We start from the raw sequence: 17,466 nt of genomic DNA on the forward strand, positions 1-17,466 counted from the left end.
TAAGACATCGGAGGGCGAGGGGCGTGACGAGCGGGGCGGTTACGAGCGGGGCTTGAGGCCGAGCCGCTGCCGGGCCTCGTCCGGGGTGGCGACGGTGGCGCCCAGCAGCTCGGTGATCTGGACGGCGCGTTCGACCAGCTGGCCGTTGGTGGCCTTCACACCCCGGCTGAGGTACAGGTTGTCCTCCAGGCCGACCCGTACGTTGCCGCCGAGCAGGATGGACTGGGCGACCCACGGCATCTGCATGCGGCCCAGCGCGAAGCTGGCCCACTGCGCGCCCTCGGGCAGCAGGTCGACCATCGACTTGAGCACGCCCGGCTCGGCGGGGGCGCCCCACGGGATGCCCATGCACAGCTGGAAGACGGTCGGGTCGTCCAGCAGCCCCTCGGCCAGCAGCTGCTTGGCGAACCACAGCTGGCCGGTGTCGAAGATCTCCAGCTCGGGGCGGACGCCCAGCTCCTGGATGCGCTTGGCGCCGGTGCGCAGCATGTCGGGGGTGGAGACGTAGAGGTTGCTGCCGTCGCCGAAGTTGAGCGAGCCGCAGTCCAGGGTGCAGATGTCGGGCAGCAGGTCCTCGACGTGCGGGAGCCGGTCCAGACCGCTGACCAGGTCGGTGCCCGCGAGGTGGGTGAGCGGGTTCTGCGGGAGCCGGTCCAGACCGCTGACCAGGTCGGTGCCCGCGAGGTGGGTGAGCGGGTTCTCGGGGTCGATGACGAGGTCGCCGCCCATGCCCGCGGTGAGGTTGATGACGACGTCGGTGCCGGTCTCCTTCACCCGCTCCACGACCTCGCGGTACAGCCGCGGATCGCGGGCGGGGGCGCCGGTCTCGGGGTCGCGTACGTGGATGTGGACCACGGCCGCCCCGGCCTCCGCGGCCTCGACCGCGGAGCGGGCTATCTGCTCGGGGGTGACGGGGACGTGGGGGCTGCGGCCCACGGTGTCGCCGGCCCCGGTGAGGGCGCAGGTGATGATGACGCTGTCGTTCATGGGCATGGCGTTTCTCCGTCTTCTGCGACTGCTCCGTAGCTACGGGAACGGGGATGAACGGGTTTCGTCGGGACGGTGAGGAGGCTGTGCGGACAGTTCCGTGTCGAGGTAGGCGAGGCAGGCGGTGCGCATGAGCTCCGCGCTCGTACCGCCCTCGCCGGGCGCGGTGGCCACCACCTGGGTGGCGAATCCGTCGATCAGCGCGGTGAGCCGCAGCGCGCTGAACTCGGGGTCGACGTCGCGGAAGACGCCCTGGGCGATGCCGCGCCGGATCACCTCGGCGATCGTCCGCCGCCACTCCCGGTAGAACGCGGCGTGCAGCTGTCCGATGGCGGTCGAGCGCGCGGCCTCGGACCACAGGTCCATCCACACCAGCCACTGGTGGCGCTGCTGGGTGCTGTCCGGGACCTGGAGGTCGATGAGCTGGCGCAGTTCCTCGAGGGCGTCGTCGGCCTCGGCGAGGCGGGCGGCGCGCCGCATGGTGTCCTCGTCCATGCACCATCGCACGGCGGCTTCCAGTAATTCGGCGCGGCCGGGGAAGTGGTAGTGGATGGCTGCGGTGCTGGTGTCGCAGGCGGCGGCGATGTCGGCGACGCGTACGGAGTGGAAGCCGTGCTCGGCGATCAGCCGCACGGTCTCCCGCACGATCTGGAGGGGCCGCCCGCCCTCGGGGGGTGAGGTGCGGGCGGCCGGTTCAGGGGTGTCGGCGGCGGGTTCGCCGGGGCCGGTGGTGCCGAGCAGCCACCCGGCGTCGACCCGGCCCGCGTCGGCGATGCGGGCCAGTTCGGCGACGGTGAAACGGCGGGTGCCGCCGAGCGAGCGGGACAGCTTGGAGGGGTCCATCACCACACGCCGCGCGAACTCCCGCTGGGTGCAGCCCGCTTCGTCGATCACCTGACGGACGCGCGCCGCGACGTCGAACTCTTGCCGCATGGCCGACACCGTACGGAGGTGTTGAGATAAGCGCAATGGACGCGGGAGTGGAATGCCCTCTTATGGGCGGTAAGACGCCGGAATTCCGTCCGGTGATGCGGTGCGGACTGACTCGGTGATCAGTAGAGGCCGATAAGAAACCAGCCACTCAGCCGAAGCGGGCGACCGCGGTCATCGTGGGCCGCAGGTTCCGTACGCCGGGCAGCCGCCGCAGCACCGGCACCAGCGCTCCGTGGTACAGCCCCCGCCCGCGCGGCGGCGGCAGCTCCCGCACCTCGGAGATGCGCGGATGGGCGCTACGGACCTTGCCCAGCTCACCCGCGTCCATGCCCCACGGCATGGGCGGCGGCCGATACCCCTGCGCGGTGCGCATCTCGCCGCGCATCGTGCGCGCGCTGAACCAGCGCGGCACCGCGTCGAAGACCAGCGCCCCGCCCGGAAAGCCCTCGGCGCATCCGGCGATCAGGTCCCGCACCTCGGTGGGCCGCAGATACATCAGCAGCCCCTGCGCGGTGACCAGCACCCCGCGGGAGGTGTCGACCTCGCCCCGCCACGACAGGTCGAGCGCCGACCGGGCAAGGGTGCGCCGCCGCTCGTCGTCCGGCAGCAGGGCGCGCCGCACCGCGGCGGTCTCCGGCAGCTCGACGCACAGCCAGCGGGCCCGCCCGTTGTCCACCCGCCAGTACTGGGTCTCCAGCCCCTCGGCGAGCGCGACGACGGTGCCGTCCGGGTGGGCGGCGAGGAAGTCCCGTACGGCGTAGTCGAAGGTCCGCACGCGCAGCGCCTGCCCCTGGGCGAGCAGCGGGCTGGGCGGGCCGAAGGTCTCCTCGAAGGGGTAGTCGATGCGGTCGACCAGCTCCACGGCCTTGGGGTCCGCCAGCACCGGCCGCGGCCCGCGCGCCTCGTACGCGCGCATGTACAGGTTCCACAGCAGGGTCTCGGGCACCCCGCTCAGCTCGACGCTCCCGCCGCGTTCCTCCGCCATGCAGCCCATTGAACACCCGGGGCCCGCCGGGAGCGCCGGTCATTCCGCCAGATACTCGAACACCCCATCCCAGAGCGGTGCATCCTCCATGTAACCATCGAAGGCGGTCATCTCGGCGCGCAGCTTCCCGACGGCCTCGGCCCGGGCCTCCTCGTCGTCCTCGATCGCGTCGATGGCCTCCGCCCGCTCCGCGAGCAGCCCGAGCAGGACGGCGAGCGAGGGCAGCGAGGAGGCCACCGTGCCCTTGTAGCCCTCCCCGTGGTCCCAGCCGTTCGGGTTATTCGCCGGGGCGGCGCCTCCCCTGCAGCAGCGACCCCGCGCCGAACCGGGCCTCCAGCCAGGCGGCGTCCGGAACCCGGGGAAGGGCCTCTTCGGTGGTGGTCATCGCTGTGCCCCCTGAAGTGCGGTGTGCGGATGGGGTTTTGCCGCCCCGCCCTGCTGATCGCGTACGCACTCAGTCAACCGCACGGGTAGGACAACGGTCCGGCTATGCTCGCCCGCATCGTTCCCCGCGCGTCGGCGGGGGCCGGGGGGAGAGAACAGGGGAGACCGAGTGAGATCCGCCGGAGCAGGACGGCTGATCGCCGAACGCTATCTGCTCCTGGACCGGCTCGGCCGGGGCGGTATGGGCACGGTGTGGCGTGCCCGGGACCATGTGCTGGAGCGCGAGGTCGCCGTCAAGGAGTTGCATGTCAGCAGCGACGGCGACGAGCACCACAGACGGCTGCGCCGGGCGGTGCGGGAGGCGCGCACCGTCGCCCGGGTGCACCACCCCCATGTGGTCGGCGTCCATGATCTGGTCGAGTACGACGACCGGTTGTGGATCACGATGGAGCTGATCGACGGCCCCTCCCTCGACCGCCATCTCGCCGCCGTCGGACCGCTGTCGCCGCCCCGCACCGCCGCCCTCGGCCTCCAGCTGCTGAGCGCCCTGGAAGCCGTGCACGCCGTCGGGGCGCTGCACCGCGACATCAAGCCCGCCAACATCCTGCTGCGCCCGGACGGCAGCGCCGTCCTCACCGACTTCGGCATCGCCGCCCTCGAAGGCGACGACTCGCTCACCACGGCCGGTGAACTCCTCGGCTCCATCGGCTACATGGCGCCCGAGCGGCTGACCGCCGACGAGGTGGGCCCGCCGTCCGACCTGTGGGCGCTCGGCGCGACCCTGTCCGCCGTCGCCTCCGGGGTGGCGCCCTTCCACCGCACCACGCAGGCCGCCGCGCTGCACGCGGTCACCTTCGCGGAACCGAACATCCCGGACCGGGTCGGCCCGCTGCGGCCCATCGTCGAGGCCCTGCTGCACAAGTCCCCGGACCAGCGCCCCTCCGCGGCCGCGGTGCGCGACGCCCTGCGGCACGTCGCGGACGGTGCCGAACCCGAGCCCCTGACGCCCTCCGCTGGTGCGCGGACCGCGGAGACCCACGCCGCGACGGTCCGGGTGCCGCAGACCGTGGCGGACGTGTCCCAGTCGGACACCGCGACGATGACGGGCATGCGTTCCCCGGTCACGGCCCCGACCCTCGTCGGTGTCGGCCCGGAGCCGACCGTCGTGGACCACGCGGCCGCCCCGCCGCCCCGCCGCCGCAGGGTGCGGTGGTGGTGGCCGGTGGCGGCGGGCGCCGCGTCCGCCCTGATAACCGGCCTCTTCCTGGCGCTGACGGACGCGCCCCCGTCCGGCGCGGACGACGGGCCGTCGGACGCTCGGGCCACCCCCGCCACCTCGGCCACACCCACGACGACGACCACGACCACGATGCTGAGCGTCCAGTCGGCCCAGGGCTGGCAGCGCGCGACGCAGACCGAACTCCGCCGGGGCGACACGGTGACGGTGCGCTACTCCACCGGCACCTGGACGGTGGACTCCACCCGCCTGCCCGGCGTCGGCTCCCTCGGTCACAGCGCCGCCGACGACGAGTCCCTGCGCTTCGCCTGGGACTGCAAGGTCGACGCCACGGCCCCGTTCGGCACCCTCCTGGGCCGCTTCTCCGGAAACCCCAAGAGCCTGCCGAGCCATCGCGTCAAGCGTGAGTGGCGCTTCCGGGCCGCCCGCGAAGGGACCCTGGAGCTGCGGATCAACGACGGTGACACCTGCATGGACGACAACAAGGGCGCCCTGACGGTGAGCGTGCTGGTCACCCGCTGAGGGACCACCCGCTGAAGGGCACCGGCGGCTAGCGGTGCCACAGCAGTTCGCAGACCCGGGCGACACCGCGGGTGAGGTGACGGCGGTACGTACTGAACGGCACGCCGAGCCGTGCGGCCGCGGCCTCCTGGGTCGGGGCGCCCTCGAAGAACGTCATCGCGACCGCCTGGTGGAGCTTTTCGCCCAGCCGGTCCGCGCGCAGCTTCCCGGCCGCCTCGGCGAGGACGTCCCGCAGCGTCTCCACCGGGTCGGCCGCGTCGGGGGCCACCAGCCCGGTGTGCAGGAGCGGGCTGGCCGACAGCGCGTCGGGCCGGTGCCAGGAGCGCAGTGCGCTCCGTACGGCCGCGTCGAACTCCGCCCGGGACAGGGTGCCCTGGGCGCGCTCCGGGGGTCCGGGGGCCACGGGCCCGGCGGCGGGACCTGCGGGGGGTGCCTGCGCGTCCCCGTGGCCGGGGTCCAACTGCATCGTCTGCTGGAGGAAGGCGTCGGGTGACACCTTCCGCTGGTCGTGGCCGAAGAGCCCGTAGAGCCGGTCGCCGACCCGGACCAGGGGCGGGGCGTCCAAATCGGCCACGAACGCGGACCGCTGGTACGTCTCGAAGTTGTCCATCACCACCAGCGCCCACGCCAGCCCGTCACCGGTGAGGACCTCGGCCATGATCCGCGCGCTCATGAGGTCCCCGGCGGGGGAGGGGTTGGGGTCGGCGCGCACCGTGAACCGGGCGATTCCCAAGTGCTCCCCGGCCCCCGGCGGGGCCGTCCGGCGCGCATGCGCCCAGGCCGCCGCGATGACCGGATCGGCGTCCTGGTCCGCCGCCCGGGCCTCGGTGAGCCGCAGCCAGGACATGAAGCCGACCGTCTCGCCCGAGACCGAGCGCCGGTAGACGTGGAAGGACTCGGGCTGCCGGTCGAGCCAGTGGCGGACGATGGCCACGTTCTCCTCCGGGCCCTCCTTGGCGGCCAGTTCCAGCACCGCGGCGCGGTCGCCGGGCCGCAGGGTGTCCTCGTACACCTCGTGCGGCCGGGGGGCGCCGAACCAGTTGCTGCCGAACCCGTCGCGCTGGAGGTAGAGCACGGCGGCCGACAGACCGCGCAGCGCCGCGCCGGCCGCGGAACCGGAGCCCACGGAGCCGCCGGGGGCGCCGGAGTCGCCGCGGGCCTGCTGCACCTGCGCCACGAGATGGCTGAGGATCCGGCCGTGCATGGCCCGGTAGCGCTGCGGATCACGCCAGCGCAGGTCGGCGTCCAGGGTCTCGCGCACCACATCGTGCGGAAAGATCCCGCACGGGCCCGTCTCGATGAACGGCAGCCCGCGCAGCCAGGCGAACAGGGCCGCCGCGTCGGCTCCGGGCCGTGCGGCAGTATCGGTCCCGGGCCGTGCGGCCGGGTCGGTCTCGGGCAGGGCGGCCCGCAGCAACTCCTCGGTGGTCATGTGCGCATGGGCGCATATCTCCAGGGCCTGCCGGTGGACCGCCGAGGGCACCTCGCCGACCAGCCGGGACACCAGCGTCCCGATCACGTCCTGGGCCGGTGCCCAGGCGCCGTTCCCGTCGTCGGGATCGCGTGCCACCTCGGCGGCCAGCGACAGGGCCAGGGGGTTGCCGCCCGCGAAGGCGAGGACCCCGGCCTGCCGCTCCGGCGGCACCCCGCGCGCCGCGAGCAGGGCCACCGCCTCGCCGCGGGGCAGCTCCGGCAGGCTGACGACCCGCAGGATCCCCTCCCAGCCGGGGTCGGTCCGCCAGCGGTCCGAGGGCGGCTGCCGTCCGGCGAGGACCACCAGCGACCCCAGCGGCAGCCGGGGGAGGAAACGGTCCCGCAACCAGCCTTCGAGCGACTGGTACTCCTCGAACGTGTCGACCAGCAGCACCGGCCGGTCGGCGGCGAACACCTCGGCTGCGTCCGCCTCGAACGCCGTGGGGGAGCACTCGCCGCTGCGCCCGTCCAGCTCGACCGCCGTCAGCCCGGCCGCATGCGCCTCGTCGGCGAAGCGCCGCAGCAGCGACGACTTGCCGATGCCGCCGGGGCCGGTGAGGAAGAGCACAGTGAAGGCGTCCGCGGCGCCGTCGATCGCCGCACGGAACCGGGCCAGTTCGCGGTCTCGCCCGACGAAGGCGCGCTGCCGCGCCGCGCGTAAGTGCTCACCCAGACTTCCGGGTGAGTGGCTGTCACGGTGAGTCATGGCACTCCCTTGCCGACCTGCTGGTGCGCCGCTCAAGCGCTTACTGAGGGAGGAGGGTAGCGGCGGTTCCTGGGTTGCCGTCCCGCGGTGCTCATCCGGCGGTGAGCACCGCGGTGAGCAATAAACCGGCCACTTTCCGAGCAGTTTTCTGGACACTTTTATGGACAGTTTTCCCGGCGCGTCGCGGGCGCGGCCGACAAATATCCGAGTGGTAGAAAGGATTCCGCCCGTACGGCTGTTAACGGGGAGCTGCCGTACCATCGCGGCGGCAGGGGAGGGAAAAGTGCGCGGAACTTTCCATTCGGTGATCGCGGAACCCGAGAAAAAGATTCCGGTCGTGGTCCATGCGCCGGATCCGATCTCACGAGAAGGAACGATCAGCCAGCTGCGGCAGCACCCGGAAGTCGACCTCGTCGACGAGGCCACCGTGAGCGGGGACGGCGTGGCCGTGCTGCTCGCCGAAACCCCCGATCAGGCTCTCCTCTCCCAACTGCGCAGACTGGTGCGCAGCGAGGGGCTGCACCCCGTCCTGGTGGTGAGCCTGATCCGCGAGGCGGAGCTGCTGGACGTCATCGAATGCGGCGTCGGCGCCATCGTCTGGCGGCACGAGGCCACCGGCGGACGGCTGCTCCGGGCCGTGACCGCGGCCTTCCACGGCGACGGCGACCTGCCCTCCGATCTGCTCGGGCGGCTGATCAGCCAGGTCGGCAGCTTACGGCCGGGCACTTCCGGCCACCCCGCCACCCAGCCCTCCGGCCTCACCCCGCGCGAGATCGACGTACTGCGGCTGGTCGCGGAGGGAATGGGAACTGGGGAAATTGCTAGTAAGTTGTCGTATTCGGAGCGGACCGTCAAGAACATCATGCAGGGTCTGACCACGCGGCTGGACCTGCGCAATCGCGCGCACGCCGTGGCCTACGCCCTGCGCGAGGGGTACATCTCGTGATTCACGAAGTCGACGCACTGTTGCGGACGCTGCTCCAGGGCGGCGCACTGGCCGGAAGTGATATCGAGATCGCCTTCGACGCCCCGACCAAGGAATGGTCCGCGCGGCGCAACGCACCGGTCCTGGACTGTTATCTGTACGACATCCGGGAGGACGTCAAACGGCGCGAGCGCGGTGCGGCCGCCATCCGCGACGGGCAGGGGATCGTGGTCCGCAGGCGCCGTCCGCCGCGCTGGTTCCGGCTGTCGTACCTGCTCACCGCCTGGACCAAGCGGCCCGAGGACGAACACCGGCTGCTGTCGGCCGCGTTGGCGACCCTGCTGCCGCGCGAACTGCTGCCGCCGGAGATCCTTCCGGAGCCGCTGGCCGAGCTGGGGCTGAGCGTGCCGCTCACGGTCGCCGGGGTGCAGACCGAGGCCCGCTCGCTGGCCGAGATCTGGTCCGCGCTCGGCGGCACGCTCAAACCGTCGATCGACCTGGTGGTCACCGTGCCGTTCCCGGCCTACCCCGACTACGACGCCGGGCCGCCCGTCACCGAGGGCACGCTGGTGCGCGCCCGCGAGATCGACGGAGCCGAGGACGGCGAGCGGATGCACCAGTCACGCCACCTCGACGCGCCGACCACGGAAGCACACACCCGGTGACCGACAGCACCACGCCTTCGTACGACCCTTCTTCCGACGACCCGGCGGGCGCGCTGCTCGCCCGGCTCGCCCGGCTGCGGGAGCGGATCGCCGCCCTGGTGGAGCGGCGCAGCGCGGGCGACCCCACCGCGACCGACCTGCTGCGCGGCCTCTATCTGTCCGACGACGCCGTACGCCACCACCTGCTGCGGTCCGCCGACGGGCCGCGCCCGGAGGGCGACGCCGCGCCGGGGCCCGTCGACGGCTCCGGCGACGAGCCGGCGCGCGACGGCGACCGGCTGCCCGGCCTCGTCCGCCGCCTGGGCCTGACCGAGGTGGACACCGCCGCCCTGCTCATCGCGCTCGCCCCCGACCTCGACCGCGGATTCGAGCCGCTGTACGGCTACCTCAACGACGACGTCAGCCGTCGGCGGGCCACCGTCGGGCTGGTGCTCGACGTGTGCGGTCTGTCCGCGGCCCATCCCGAGGCCCGTGCCCGCTTCCACCCCACGGCGCCCCTGGCCGAACTGGGCCTGCTGGTCGTCGAGGAGGCCGAACGGCCCTTCCTCAGCCGCTCGTTGAGCGTCCCGGACCGGCTGGTCGCCCATCTGCTCGGCGACGACATCCAGGACGCCGCGCTCGACGGCCGCGTCCGCGTGCTCCCGGCCCCGGCCGAACCGGCCCTCGCCGAACCGGCCCCCGCCGAACCGTCCCCGGACTCCATGAAGCAGCTCGCCGAACATCTCGCCTCCGCCCCGTGCACGGTCTATCTGCGCGAGCAGCGGGAGGGCGACGGACTGCTGTGCGCCGCCACCGCGCTGAGCGCCGCCGGGTACGAGGCGCTGCACTTCACCCCGGTCGCCACCGGGGGCCGGGAGCACGGCCCGGACGACGGGCACCACGACGTCCTCGGCCCGGTGCCGGAGCTGCTGCGCGAGGCGCGGCTGCGCGGCTGCGGCATCGTGGTGTCCCCGCTGCCCGAGCGGCCGGGACCGCTCATCCGGGCCCTGGCGGCGCCCGACGTACCGGTGTTGCTGACCGGCCGGGCGGCGTACGACCCGCAGTGGTGCGACCACGACCCGCTGGTGCTGGACGTGCCCCGGCTGCCGTCGGGCGGGGTGGACGCGTGGGCGGCCGCGCTCGGCGTCGGCGGGAGGGACGACGCCGGGTTCGACCTGGCGGCGACCGTCGCCCCGTACCGGCTCGGCGGTGAGCGGATCCGCCGGGCGGCGCGGTCCGCACGGAAGCTGGCCGCCTTCGAGGGCACCCCGCTGGGGCCGGACCATCTGCGGCGCGCGGCCCGGCAGCACTCGGCCTCCGGTCTGGAGAACCACGCCCGCCGCATCCGGCCCGATGTCGGCTGGGACGATCTGGTGCTGCCCGCCGAGCCGCTCGGCCAGCTGCGCGAGCTGTCCCTGCGCGCCCGCTACCGCGACCGGGTGCTCGGCGACTGGCGGCTGAGCGCGGGCGGCGGCCGGGGCCGTGGCGTCCTGGCGCTGTTCGCCGGGGAGTCCGGCACCGGCAAGACCATGTCCGCCGAGGTGGTGGCCGCCGATCTGGGCCTGGACCTGTATGTCGTCCAGCTGTCCTCGGTGGTCGACAAGTACGTGGGCGAGACCGAGAAGAACCTGGAGCGCATCTTCACCGAGGCCGACCGCACCGACGCGGTGCTGCTCTTCGACGAGGCGGACGCGGTGTTCGGCAAGCGCTCCGAGGTCAACGACTCCCACGACCGCTACGCCAACCTGGAGAGCGCGTACCTCCTCCAGCGGCTGGAGGCGTTCGACGGCATCGCCCTGCTCACCACCAACCTGCGGGCGAACATCGACGACGCCTTCACCCGGCGGCTGGACACGGTGGTCGACTTCCCCTTCCCCGACGCCGGTCAGCGGCTCGCCCTGTGGCGGCACAGCCTGGCCCATGTGCCGTGCGAGGACGGCATCGATCCGGGCCCGTGCGCCCGCGACTTCGAGCTGGCGGGCGGCTCCATCCGCAGCGCGGTGGTGACCGCGGCGTATGCGGCGGCGGGCCGCGGCGAGCCGGTGACCGGCGCCGATCTGCTGGCCGGGGCGCGGCGGGAGTACCGGAAGGCGGGCCGCCTGGTGCTGGACGAGGTCACCTGGTGAGCGGCCCGCGCCTTCCTCAAGGCTGCTGGGCGTCCGGCTTGACGATGAACCACGTCTGGTCGTCGTCGTCCGAGCAGTCGAAGAGGGTGAGGTTGGTGCCGTCCGCCTTGTCCTCGCCCTTGGCGGCGTAACCGGCGACGTCCAGGCAGAGGTTGCTGCTGGCGTAGTTGTGGATCCAGTGGAGCCCGTTGGTGTTGGGCCGCTTCTCCACCCACCACAGCTGGTTGTCGTCCATCTTGCGGGTGCAGGGCGCCTCCGAGATCGGCGAGGTGGCGGGCTGTGCGCCGGTCTCGGGCAGGTCCAGGCAGAGTCCGTCCATGGTGTTGCGGATCTGGACCAGGTTGGCGTTGTTCGGCCCCTTGCCCTCGAACACCGTCTCCAGGTCCCACAGCTGCCCGTTGTTGCCGCCGTCGCAGGGGAACTGGGCGGCTCTGCCGCCCGCCTTGCCGCCCGGCTCCTTCGGGGCGGCGCACTTCTGCGTGGTCCCGTTCCGGAGCAGGACGCGGGCGAACGGGTCGACCGGCTTCGGCTTGGGCTTGTCGGCCCCGCCCCCGCCCCCGGCACCGTTCCCGTCGCCGTCCCCGCCGGGCTGCTGCGTCGGCTCGTCCGCCGGTTTCGAAGCGGGCGCGGAACTCGGGGCCGAGGGCGCCGGGGTCGGCACCGAGGAGGCGGCGGCCTCCTCGGTCCGGTCCTGGGCGCGGGTGTTCACCTGCGGCTTGTACGAGAACCAGATCATGACGAAGGCGATGGTCAGCGCGATGAGCATGCTGAAGAACACGCCCAGCCAGCGCGGCATCAGCCCCGGCTGCTCGTAGGTGCCCTGCACCGGGAGCGGTTCGGCGCCGGAGCGCTGCACGGAGAGGGTGAAGGGCCGGGACTCCTTCGACCCGGCCCAGATGGTCTCGCGCGGCTTCAGGGTGGTCTTGATGAACGCGGCCCGGCCGGGCTCGATCTGGACGTTGGCCGGGTGGATGTCGTACGAGAGCTGGTCGCCGTTGTCGCTGCCGCTGATGGATGCGGTGAGCTTGACGTTGCCGAGGTTGTCCACGGCGAGCTTGGGGCGCCCCCGGAACCGGCCCTTGACCGTCTGCGGCACGAGTTCGGCCCGTACCTCGCTGAACGGGGTGACGGTGACGTTGCCCTCGGGGACGGTGGTGGCCTCCGGGTGCTCGGTCGGGATGATCTGCACCCCGTACGCGTGCGGCCCGGCGGCCGCGTCCGGTGTACGCGGTGGGGCGAAGGTCAGCTCCACCGTGCCGGTCGTCCCGGGATACAGCCGGAGCGTCTGCGGCTCCACGGCCGTCCACGGGGACAGGGCGCCGACGGGTACGAAGCGGTACTCGTCGACGATGTCGCCGGTGTTGCGCAGCCGCAGCCGCACACTGGCCGAACCGCCGGGGTCCACGGTGGTCGAGGCGGGTTCCAGAGAGGTCCAAAGGCTCACCGCAACGACGCTATGGCGGGTGCCCGCCCGCTGTCGCAGGCGTGGGGGCACGTTCCGTTGCCTGAAGGCACCGCCGCGTTGCCCTGCCGGGCGGCCGTCGGCTCCCGGTGCCCGCCGCTGCCCCCGGGACTGCCCTCACGGCTGCCCCGGCGCCTCTACCGGCATGCCCCGCAGCGTGTTAGCCAGAGGGAGCGGACGTACCGGATCAAGGAGGCGGCGAAGCCGATGCACGCAGTACGAAAGCCGGACCACGACCAGTCCTCCGACCGGTCCAGGTCCCCGGTCCGCCCCGCACCGGACCGCGCCACGGCGAAACCGGACGTACCCGCAGGGCCCGGCGGCCCGATGACGCCGGGGCAGATGATCGCCCTCCAGCGCTCCGTGGGCAACCTCGCGGCGAGCAGGGTGATGGGGCAGGCGACCGTCCAGCGGGCGGGGGAGGGAAGCGCGAGCGCGGCCACCGCCGAGCAGCCCGCCAAGGACGACAAGGACGTCAAGGGCAAGAAGGTGATCGAGCGGCTGAGTCAGTCGATCGACAGTAACGCCATCGTGAGGAAGCTGAAGCCGAACCCCTGGGCGCCGGGCACGTGGTATCCGGAGCAGTGGATGCTGGAGGGGACGACTATGCGCCTCAGGCGCACCCTGGACCGGCGGGTGATCGCCGGTGAGGTGTTCACCGCGCAGGACTTGGCGGACATCGCGACGCTCACGACGGTCAACCCCAAGTGGCTGGACAAGGTGGGCATCGGCACCATCGACGACGCCACGGCGTACACCGCCAAGGGCGACTACAAGGAGTGGCTGAAGCTCCCCTCGGGCAAGCGAGTCCTCACCGCGACTCTGGCCTACAACAATCATCTCCACGGCGGGCCCGTTCCGGACACTCCCGACTACACGCTCGGCCGCTTCTTCAACACCCAGGGGAGCAACCTCACGGATGAGCAGAAGCAGCCCCTGAAGGACGAGCGCGACGAGCAGATCCGGCAGACCGCCGTCCGCACGCTGCACCCGGCCGCGATTCCGGCCCATGCCATGCACGCCGACGCGAACAAGGCGCAGGTCACCCAGCACCAGGACAAGGCCGACAAGGCCCGTGATGTCTTCACCAATGTCCTTCTCGTCCTCCAGCACGGACTGAAGATCTACGACAAGGAGAAGAAGAAGCACATCGACTACAGCGACGGCGACGTCGTCCGGGCCCTCGCGCACGGCGGCCGGGTCAACATCCGCATCCCGGCGCTGAGCGAAGGGGGCTCGGCCGCGTCCCTGACGGATTTCCTGGGTGTCACCGACAAGGGCAAGCCCGCACAGTTCGTCGAGGAGCGGCCCTACGCCACGCACGGCATGGACATCGAGAAGAACAAGGACGGCAAGCGGGGCAAGTTCGAGGAGACGAGCGGGGGCCTCGTTTCCGTCGGGAACCGCATCAAGCCGGGCGGTCCGGACATGCTGGGCATGGACATCCCCGGCGGCGGCTTCGGTTCGAAGGACTGGAACGGCGATGTTGTCCTGCCGACCGGATCGCACGGGCACATGCTGCTGGTCTTCACCGCGCCGACCAAGGAGAAGGACGGCTCCCTGCTGGTCGGCATCGAGACGGTCGGGCCCGACAAGCCCAGCCCGGTCGGTTACAAGCACGACTTCCGGTCCACCGAGGCCACGTCCAACCCCGAGACGGTCCTGCACGGACACAAGCGCGACAAGATCGGCTCCGGCGGGACGGCCAAGAACGAGCGCTACGTGGACCTCAAGGAGCTGGGGAAGGCGCAGGGAGGCGGAGACTGGCGCGGGTTCCTGGACGACATCAAGCAGGGCTGGTACGCCGAGCTGAACAAGACCAAGGACGGCTCCGACGAGCGTCAGAGGCTGTACCAGGAGCTCGTGGGCCCGCGGCAGCACTTCTACGAGCCGGCCGACTGACCTGACCCCGGCGGTACGGGGTGCCCGGGAGCCGTCCGGGCATGGCAGGGCCGGGGCAGGGGTCTGCCCGCCTGGTGCCGCCCATACCTTCGGGCACCGGCTCTGCCCCCTGTCAGGGCCCGAGGGACCTATCCGATCCGGCGTCACTCGGTCAAGGGTGTGAAGGTCCCACGTTCTTCCTCACCCTTACCCCGAGGAGCACAGCGCATGCCGTCGTATCTGTCGCCGGGCGTCTACGTCGAGGAGGTCGCCAGCGGCTCCCGCCCGATCGAGGGGGTGGGCACCTCGGTGGCCGCCTTCGTCGGGCTCGCCCCCAGCGGGCCGTTGAACACCCCGACGCTGGTGACCAACTGGTCCCAGTACGTCGCCGCTTTCGGCGAGTTCACCGACGGGTACTACCTCGCGCACTCCGTCTACGGGTTCTTCAACAACGGCGGCTCCGCCGCGTACGTCGTACGCATCGGCGGTGCGCCCGGCGGGGAGGAGGCCGGAACCGCCGGCGCCCCGGCCGCCGTGGCGGGATCCGCCGCCGCCCCGGCCCAGCTGCCCCCGGGCGCCCCCACCGAGCTGGGCACGTTCTCCGTACGGGCCCTGACCCCCGGCGGCGCGCTCAGCGTCGAGGTGGCGGACCCGGAGGGCGAGGGCCCCGCCGAGCGGTTCAAGCTGATCGTCAAGGACGACGGCAGGGTCGCCGAGACCTTCGACGTGAGCGCGAAGAAGGGCAACCGCTCCTACGTGGTCACGCAGGTCAAGGAGCGCTCCAAGCTGATCACCGTCCAGGAGGCGGCCCCCGCCGGGCAGCTGGCCCGGCCGGAGAACCAGACCGTCACCCTGGCCCGTCCCGCCCCCGCGGCCCCCGCGCCCGCGGGCGCCCCGGCCGAGACGTCCGCCGCGCACCCCGGCCCCGCCGAGTACCTCGGCGACTCCGCCGACCGCACCGGCTTCGGCGGCCTGGAGGCGGTCGACGAGGTTTCGATGGTCGCCGTCCCCGACCTGATGGCCGCCTACCAGCGCGGCGCGATCGACCTGGAGGCGGTCAAGGCCGTCCAGCTCGGGCTGATCGCCCACTGCGAGCTGATGGGCGACCGCGTCGCCGTCATCGACCCGCCGCCCGGCCTCAACGCCCGTGACATCAGGGTCTGGCGTCAGGAGACCGCGGGCTACGACTCCAAGTACGCGGCCGTCTACTACCCCTGGATCAAGATCTTCGACCCGGCCAGCGGCCAGGGCCGCATGGTCCCGCCGAGCGGTCACGTCGCCGGTATCTGGGCGCGCAACGACTTCGAGCGCGGCGTGCACAAGGCCCCCGCCAACGAGGTCGTCCGCGGCGTCGTCGACCTGGAGAACCAGGTCACCCGCGGCGAGCAGGACCTGCTCAACCCGATCGGCGTCAACTGCATCCGCGCGTTCCCCGGCCGCGGCATCCGCATCTGGGGCGCCCGCACCCTCTCCTCCGATCCGGCCTGGCGTTACATCAACATCCGCCGGTACTTCAACTACCTGGAGGAGTCGATCCTGATCGGCACCCAGTGGGTGGTCTTCGAGCCCAACGACCACCAGCTGTGGGCCCGCATCCGGCGCAACGTGTCCGCGTTCCTGGTCAACGAGTGGCGCGCCGGCGCCCTGTTCGGCTCCAGCCCGGAGCAGGCCTTCTACGTCAAGTGCGACGAGGAGACCAACCCGCCGGAGTCGGTGGACCTGGGCCGGGTCATCTGCGAGATCGGCATCGCGCCCGTCAAGCCCGCCGAGTTCGTGATCTTCCGGCTGGCCCAGTTCTCCAGCGGAAGCGGCGAGCTGGAGGAGTAGCGGTTCCGCGCGGCGCGCACCGCGCGCCACCTCCCTTCCGCCCCCCTCTTCCGCCCCCTTTCTTCCGTCCAGTCGGTGCATCAGTAGCAGAAGGACAGACAGCGGTTCATGAGCCTCCAGCCCGGTGATTCCTTCACCTCACATAATTTCGGCATCCAGATCGACGGCGTCATGGTCGAGTACCTCCAGGAGGTCAGCGGCCTGAGCTTCGAACAGGACGTCATCGAGTACCAGCAGGTCTCCGCGCAGGGCAAGCCCAAGGTCAGCAAGATGCCGGGCGTGCAGAAGGCGGGTCAGTGCACGGTCGTGCGCGGCATGACCCCGTCCCCGGCGTTCACCCAGTGGATACAGCAGTCCATCAAGGGCCAGATGTCGACGGCCCGCAAGAACGCCACGATCATGGTGATGGACTACGAGCTGAACCCGGTCAAGCGGTACAACCTGCGCAACGCCTGGTGCAGCAAGATCGACGCCAGCACCGTCAAGGCCGGTGAGGCGTCGGCGCTGACCGAGACCGTCACCATCACCTTCGAAGAACTGGAAATCGAGTAATGCGCCGCACGGCCGTCCGCGCGCCGGCAGCGGAAGCCGCCCCACCGCCCGAGGCGGCCGTCGCGGCCCCGGCCCCGGCGCCGGACCCTGACCCCGAACCGCAGCGGCTGCGCACCGAGTTCGAGTTCGAGCTGCCGCGCGGCTACGTCGACGAGTCCGGCACCGTGCACCGCACCGGCACCATGCGCCTTGCGACCGCGCGGGACGAACTGGTGCCGCTGCGGGACGTCCGCGTCCAGGAGAACCCGGCCTATCTGTCGGTCGTGCTGCTCGGCCGGGTCATCACCCGGCTCGGCGCGCTGACCTCGGTGCACGACGGCGTGGTGGAGAACATGTTCGCCTCCGACCTCGCCTTCCTCCAGGACTTCTACCGGCAGGTCAACGCCGAGGGCCACACCCGGGCCGGGGTCACCTGCCCGCACTGCGAGCAGCCCTTCGAGGTGGAGCTCGGCGGGAGCCGCCTGGGGGAATCGTGACGTACGCGACCGACCGTCTCCACGAGGAGATCGCGTACATCGCCTACCACTTCCACTGGAGCCTGGAGGACATCCTGGACCTCGAACACGGCGACCGGCGGCGCTACGCGCGGGAGATCGCCTCTCTCGTCACCCGCGCCACGGAGGGGTAGATGGGACTGCTCGACAGACTCCGCGGCCAGTCGCGGGCGCCGCGCGGCGGGGTTGCCGCCGACGCGCCCGGGGAGACGTCCGGGCGGGCACCTGGGGAGGACGCCCGTCCGGACGCCCGTCCGGCATCCGCGGTGGGGATGCCGGACGGTCCGTCCGCGTCCGGGTCCGCTTCCGGGGCCGCGTCCGCGGGCGA

Annotated in this window: 15 protein-coding genes; 9 read left to right on the forward strand and 6 right to left on the reverse strand. The window is 72.1% G+C overall.

Annotated features, from left to right (window positions below; all coding sequences use genetic code 11):
- Positions 1-39: 39 nt before the first annotated feature.
- The 4 genes from HYQ63_RS25830 to HYQ63_RS44885 all read right to left on the reverse strand — a co-directional run bounded on the left by HYQ63_RS25830 (position 40) and on the right by HYQ63_RS44885 (position 3,142).
- Positions 40-993, reverse strand: coding sequence for a 3-keto-5-aminohexanoate cleavage protein (locus HYQ63_RS25830; protein ID WP_179936298.1), 954 nt, complete (start codon positions 991-993; stop codon positions 40-42).
- A 33-nt stretch (positions 994-1,026) separates the two neighbouring features.
- Positions 1,027-1,920 carry a TetR/AcrR family transcriptional regulator gene (locus HYQ63_RS25835; protein WP_179936303.1) on the reverse strand — a complete coding sequence of 298 codons (894 nt, stop codon included), beginning with the start codon at positions 1,918-1,920 and terminating at the stop codon, positions 1,027-1,029.
- A 148-nt stretch (positions 1,921-2,068) separates the two neighbouring features.
- Positions 2,069-2,914 (reverse strand): class I SAM-dependent methyltransferase, encoded by an 846-nt coding sequence (locus HYQ63_RS25840; protein ID WP_179936305.1) that lies wholly within the window; start codon positions 2,912-2,914, stop codon positions 2,069-2,071.
- 30 nt (positions 2,915-2,944) lie between these two features.
- Positions 2,945-3,142, reverse strand: a complete 198-nt coding sequence (locus HYQ63_RS44885; RefSeq protein WP_257232117.1) for a hypothetical protein — start codon at positions 3,140-3,142, stop codon at positions 2,945-2,947.
- Positions 3,143-3,458: 316 nt separating this feature from the next.
- Here HYQ63_RS44885 and HYQ63_RS25850 point away from each other — a divergent pair, with 316 nt between their 5' ends.
- Positions 3,459-5,048, forward strand: a complete 1,590-nt coding sequence (locus HYQ63_RS25850) for a serine/threonine-protein kinase (RefSeq protein ID WP_179936307.1) — start codon at positions 3,459-3,461, stop codon at positions 5,046-5,048.
- Between the two features lie 28 nt (positions 5,049-5,076).
- On the opposite strand, the gene HYQ63_RS25855 is transcribed toward HYQ63_RS25850, so the two are convergent.
- A complete protein-coding gene (locus HYQ63_RS25855; protein ID WP_179936308.1) occupies positions 5,077-7,227 on the reverse strand; it encodes an ATP-binding protein in 2,151 nt (716 codons plus the stop codon).
- 283 nt (positions 7,228-7,510) lie between these two features.
- Here HYQ63_RS25855 and HYQ63_RS25860 point away from each other — a divergent pair, with 283 nt between their 5' ends.
- Genes HYQ63_RS25860 through HYQ63_RS25870 form a run of 3 tightly spaced genes read left to right on the forward strand, consistent with a single transcriptional unit; the run spans position 7,511 to position 10,922 of the window.
- Positions 7,511-8,173: a response regulator transcription factor gene (locus HYQ63_RS25860; RefSeq protein WP_373689140.1), complete on the forward strand. Its 663-nt coding sequence runs from the start codon at positions 7,511-7,513 to the stop codon at positions 8,171-8,173.
- A complete protein-coding gene (locus tag HYQ63_RS25865) occupies positions 8,170-8,817 on the forward strand; it encodes a DUF4255 domain-containing protein (RefSeq protein WP_179936310.1) in 648 nt (215 codons plus the stop codon). The genes HYQ63_RS25860 and HYQ63_RS25865 overlap by 4 nt, the downstream gene beginning before the upstream one ends.
- Positions 8,814-10,922 (forward strand): ATP-binding protein, encoded by a 2,109-nt coding sequence (locus tag HYQ63_RS25870; protein WP_179936311.1) that lies wholly within the window; start codon positions 8,814-8,816, stop codon positions 10,920-10,922. Before HYQ63_RS25865 ends, HYQ63_RS25870 begins: the two co-directional genes overlap by 4 nt.
- 16 nt (positions 10,923-10,938) lie before the next feature.
- On the opposite strand, the gene HYQ63_RS25875 is transcribed toward HYQ63_RS25870, so the two are convergent.
- Entirely contained in the window at positions 10,939-12,366 is a 1,428-nt protein-coding gene (locus tag HYQ63_RS25875; protein ID WP_179936312.1) for an RICIN domain-containing protein, read from the reverse strand.
- Positions 12,367-12,591: 225 nt separating this feature from the next.
- Here HYQ63_RS25875 and HYQ63_RS44890 point away from each other — a divergent pair, with 225 nt between their 5' ends.
- The 5 genes from HYQ63_RS44890 to HYQ63_RS25900 all read left to right on the forward strand — a co-directional run bounded on the left by HYQ63_RS44890 (position 12,592) and on the right by HYQ63_RS25900 (position 17,272).
- On the forward strand, positions 12,592-14,286 hold the full coding sequence (locus tag HYQ63_RS44890; RefSeq protein ID WP_257232119.1) for a PE-PGRS family protein: 1,695 nt from the start codon (positions 12,592-12,594) through the stop codon (positions 14,284-14,286).
- Between the two features lie 207 nt (positions 14,287-14,493).
- A complete protein-coding gene (locus tag HYQ63_RS25885; protein ID WP_179936313.1) occupies positions 14,494-16,092 on the forward strand; it encodes a phage tail sheath subtilisin-like domain-containing protein in 1,599 nt (532 codons plus the stop codon).
- Positions 16,093-16,200: 108 nt separating this feature from the next.
- Complete coding sequence (locus tag HYQ63_RS25890) at positions 16,201-16,644, forward strand: phage tail protein (RefSeq protein ID WP_123100677.1); 444 nt, start codon at positions 16,201-16,203, stop codon at positions 16,642-16,644.
- Entirely contained in the window at positions 16,644-17,120 is a 477-nt protein-coding gene (locus tag HYQ63_RS25895; RefSeq protein ID WP_179936314.1) for a hypothetical protein, read from the forward strand. The genes HYQ63_RS25890 and HYQ63_RS25895 overlap by 1 nt, the downstream gene beginning before the upstream one ends.
- A complete protein-coding gene (locus HYQ63_RS25900) occupies positions 17,117-17,272 on the forward strand; it encodes a DUF6760 family protein (RefSeq protein ID WP_179936315.1) in 156 nt (51 codons plus the stop codon). Before HYQ63_RS25895 ends, HYQ63_RS25900 begins: the two co-directional genes overlap by 4 nt.
- The last annotated feature ends 194 nt before the right edge of the window (positions 17,273-17,466 follow it).

This window comes from Streptomyces sp. Rer75 (assembly GCF_013414305.1).
Classification (GTDB): Bacteria; Actinomycetota; Actinomycetes; order Streptomycetales; family Streptomycetaceae; genus Streptomyces; species Streptomyces himastatinicus.

Excerpts from the sequence above, each read along its gene's own strand:
- HYQ63_RS25835 (WP_179936303.1), bottom strand. The coding sequence starts at position 1,920 with ATGCGGCAAGAGTTCGACGTCGCGGCGCGCGTCCGTCAGGTGATCGAC.
- HYQ63_RS25895 (WP_179936314.1), top strand. The coding sequence starts at position 16,644 with ATGCGCCGCACGGCCGTCCGCGCGCCGGCAGCGGAAGCCGCCCCACCG.
- HYQ63_RS44890 (WP_257232119.1), top strand. The coding sequence starts at position 12,592 with ATGCACGCAGTACGAAAGCCGGACCACGACCAGTCCTCCGACCGGTCC.
- HYQ63_RS25885 (WP_179936313.1), top strand. The coding sequence starts at position 14,494 with ATGCCGTCGTATCTGTCGCCGGGCGTCTACGTCGAGGAGGTCGCCAGC.
- HYQ63_RS25855 (WP_179936308.1), bottom strand. The coding sequence starts at position 7,227 with ATGACTCACCGTGACAGCCACTCACCCGGAAGTCTGGGTGAGCACTTA.
- HYQ63_RS25890 (WP_123100677.1), top strand. The coding sequence starts at position 16,201 with ATGAGCCTCCAGCCCGGTGATTCCTTCACCTCACATAATTTCGGCATC.
- HYQ63_RS25830 (WP_179936298.1), bottom strand. The coding sequence starts at position 993 with ATGCCCATGAACGACAGCGTCATCATCACCTGCGCCCTCACCGGGGCC.
- HYQ63_RS25840 (WP_179936305.1), bottom strand. The coding sequence starts at position 2,914 with ATGGGCTGCATGGCGGAGGAACGCGGCGGGAGCGTCGAGCTGAGCGGG.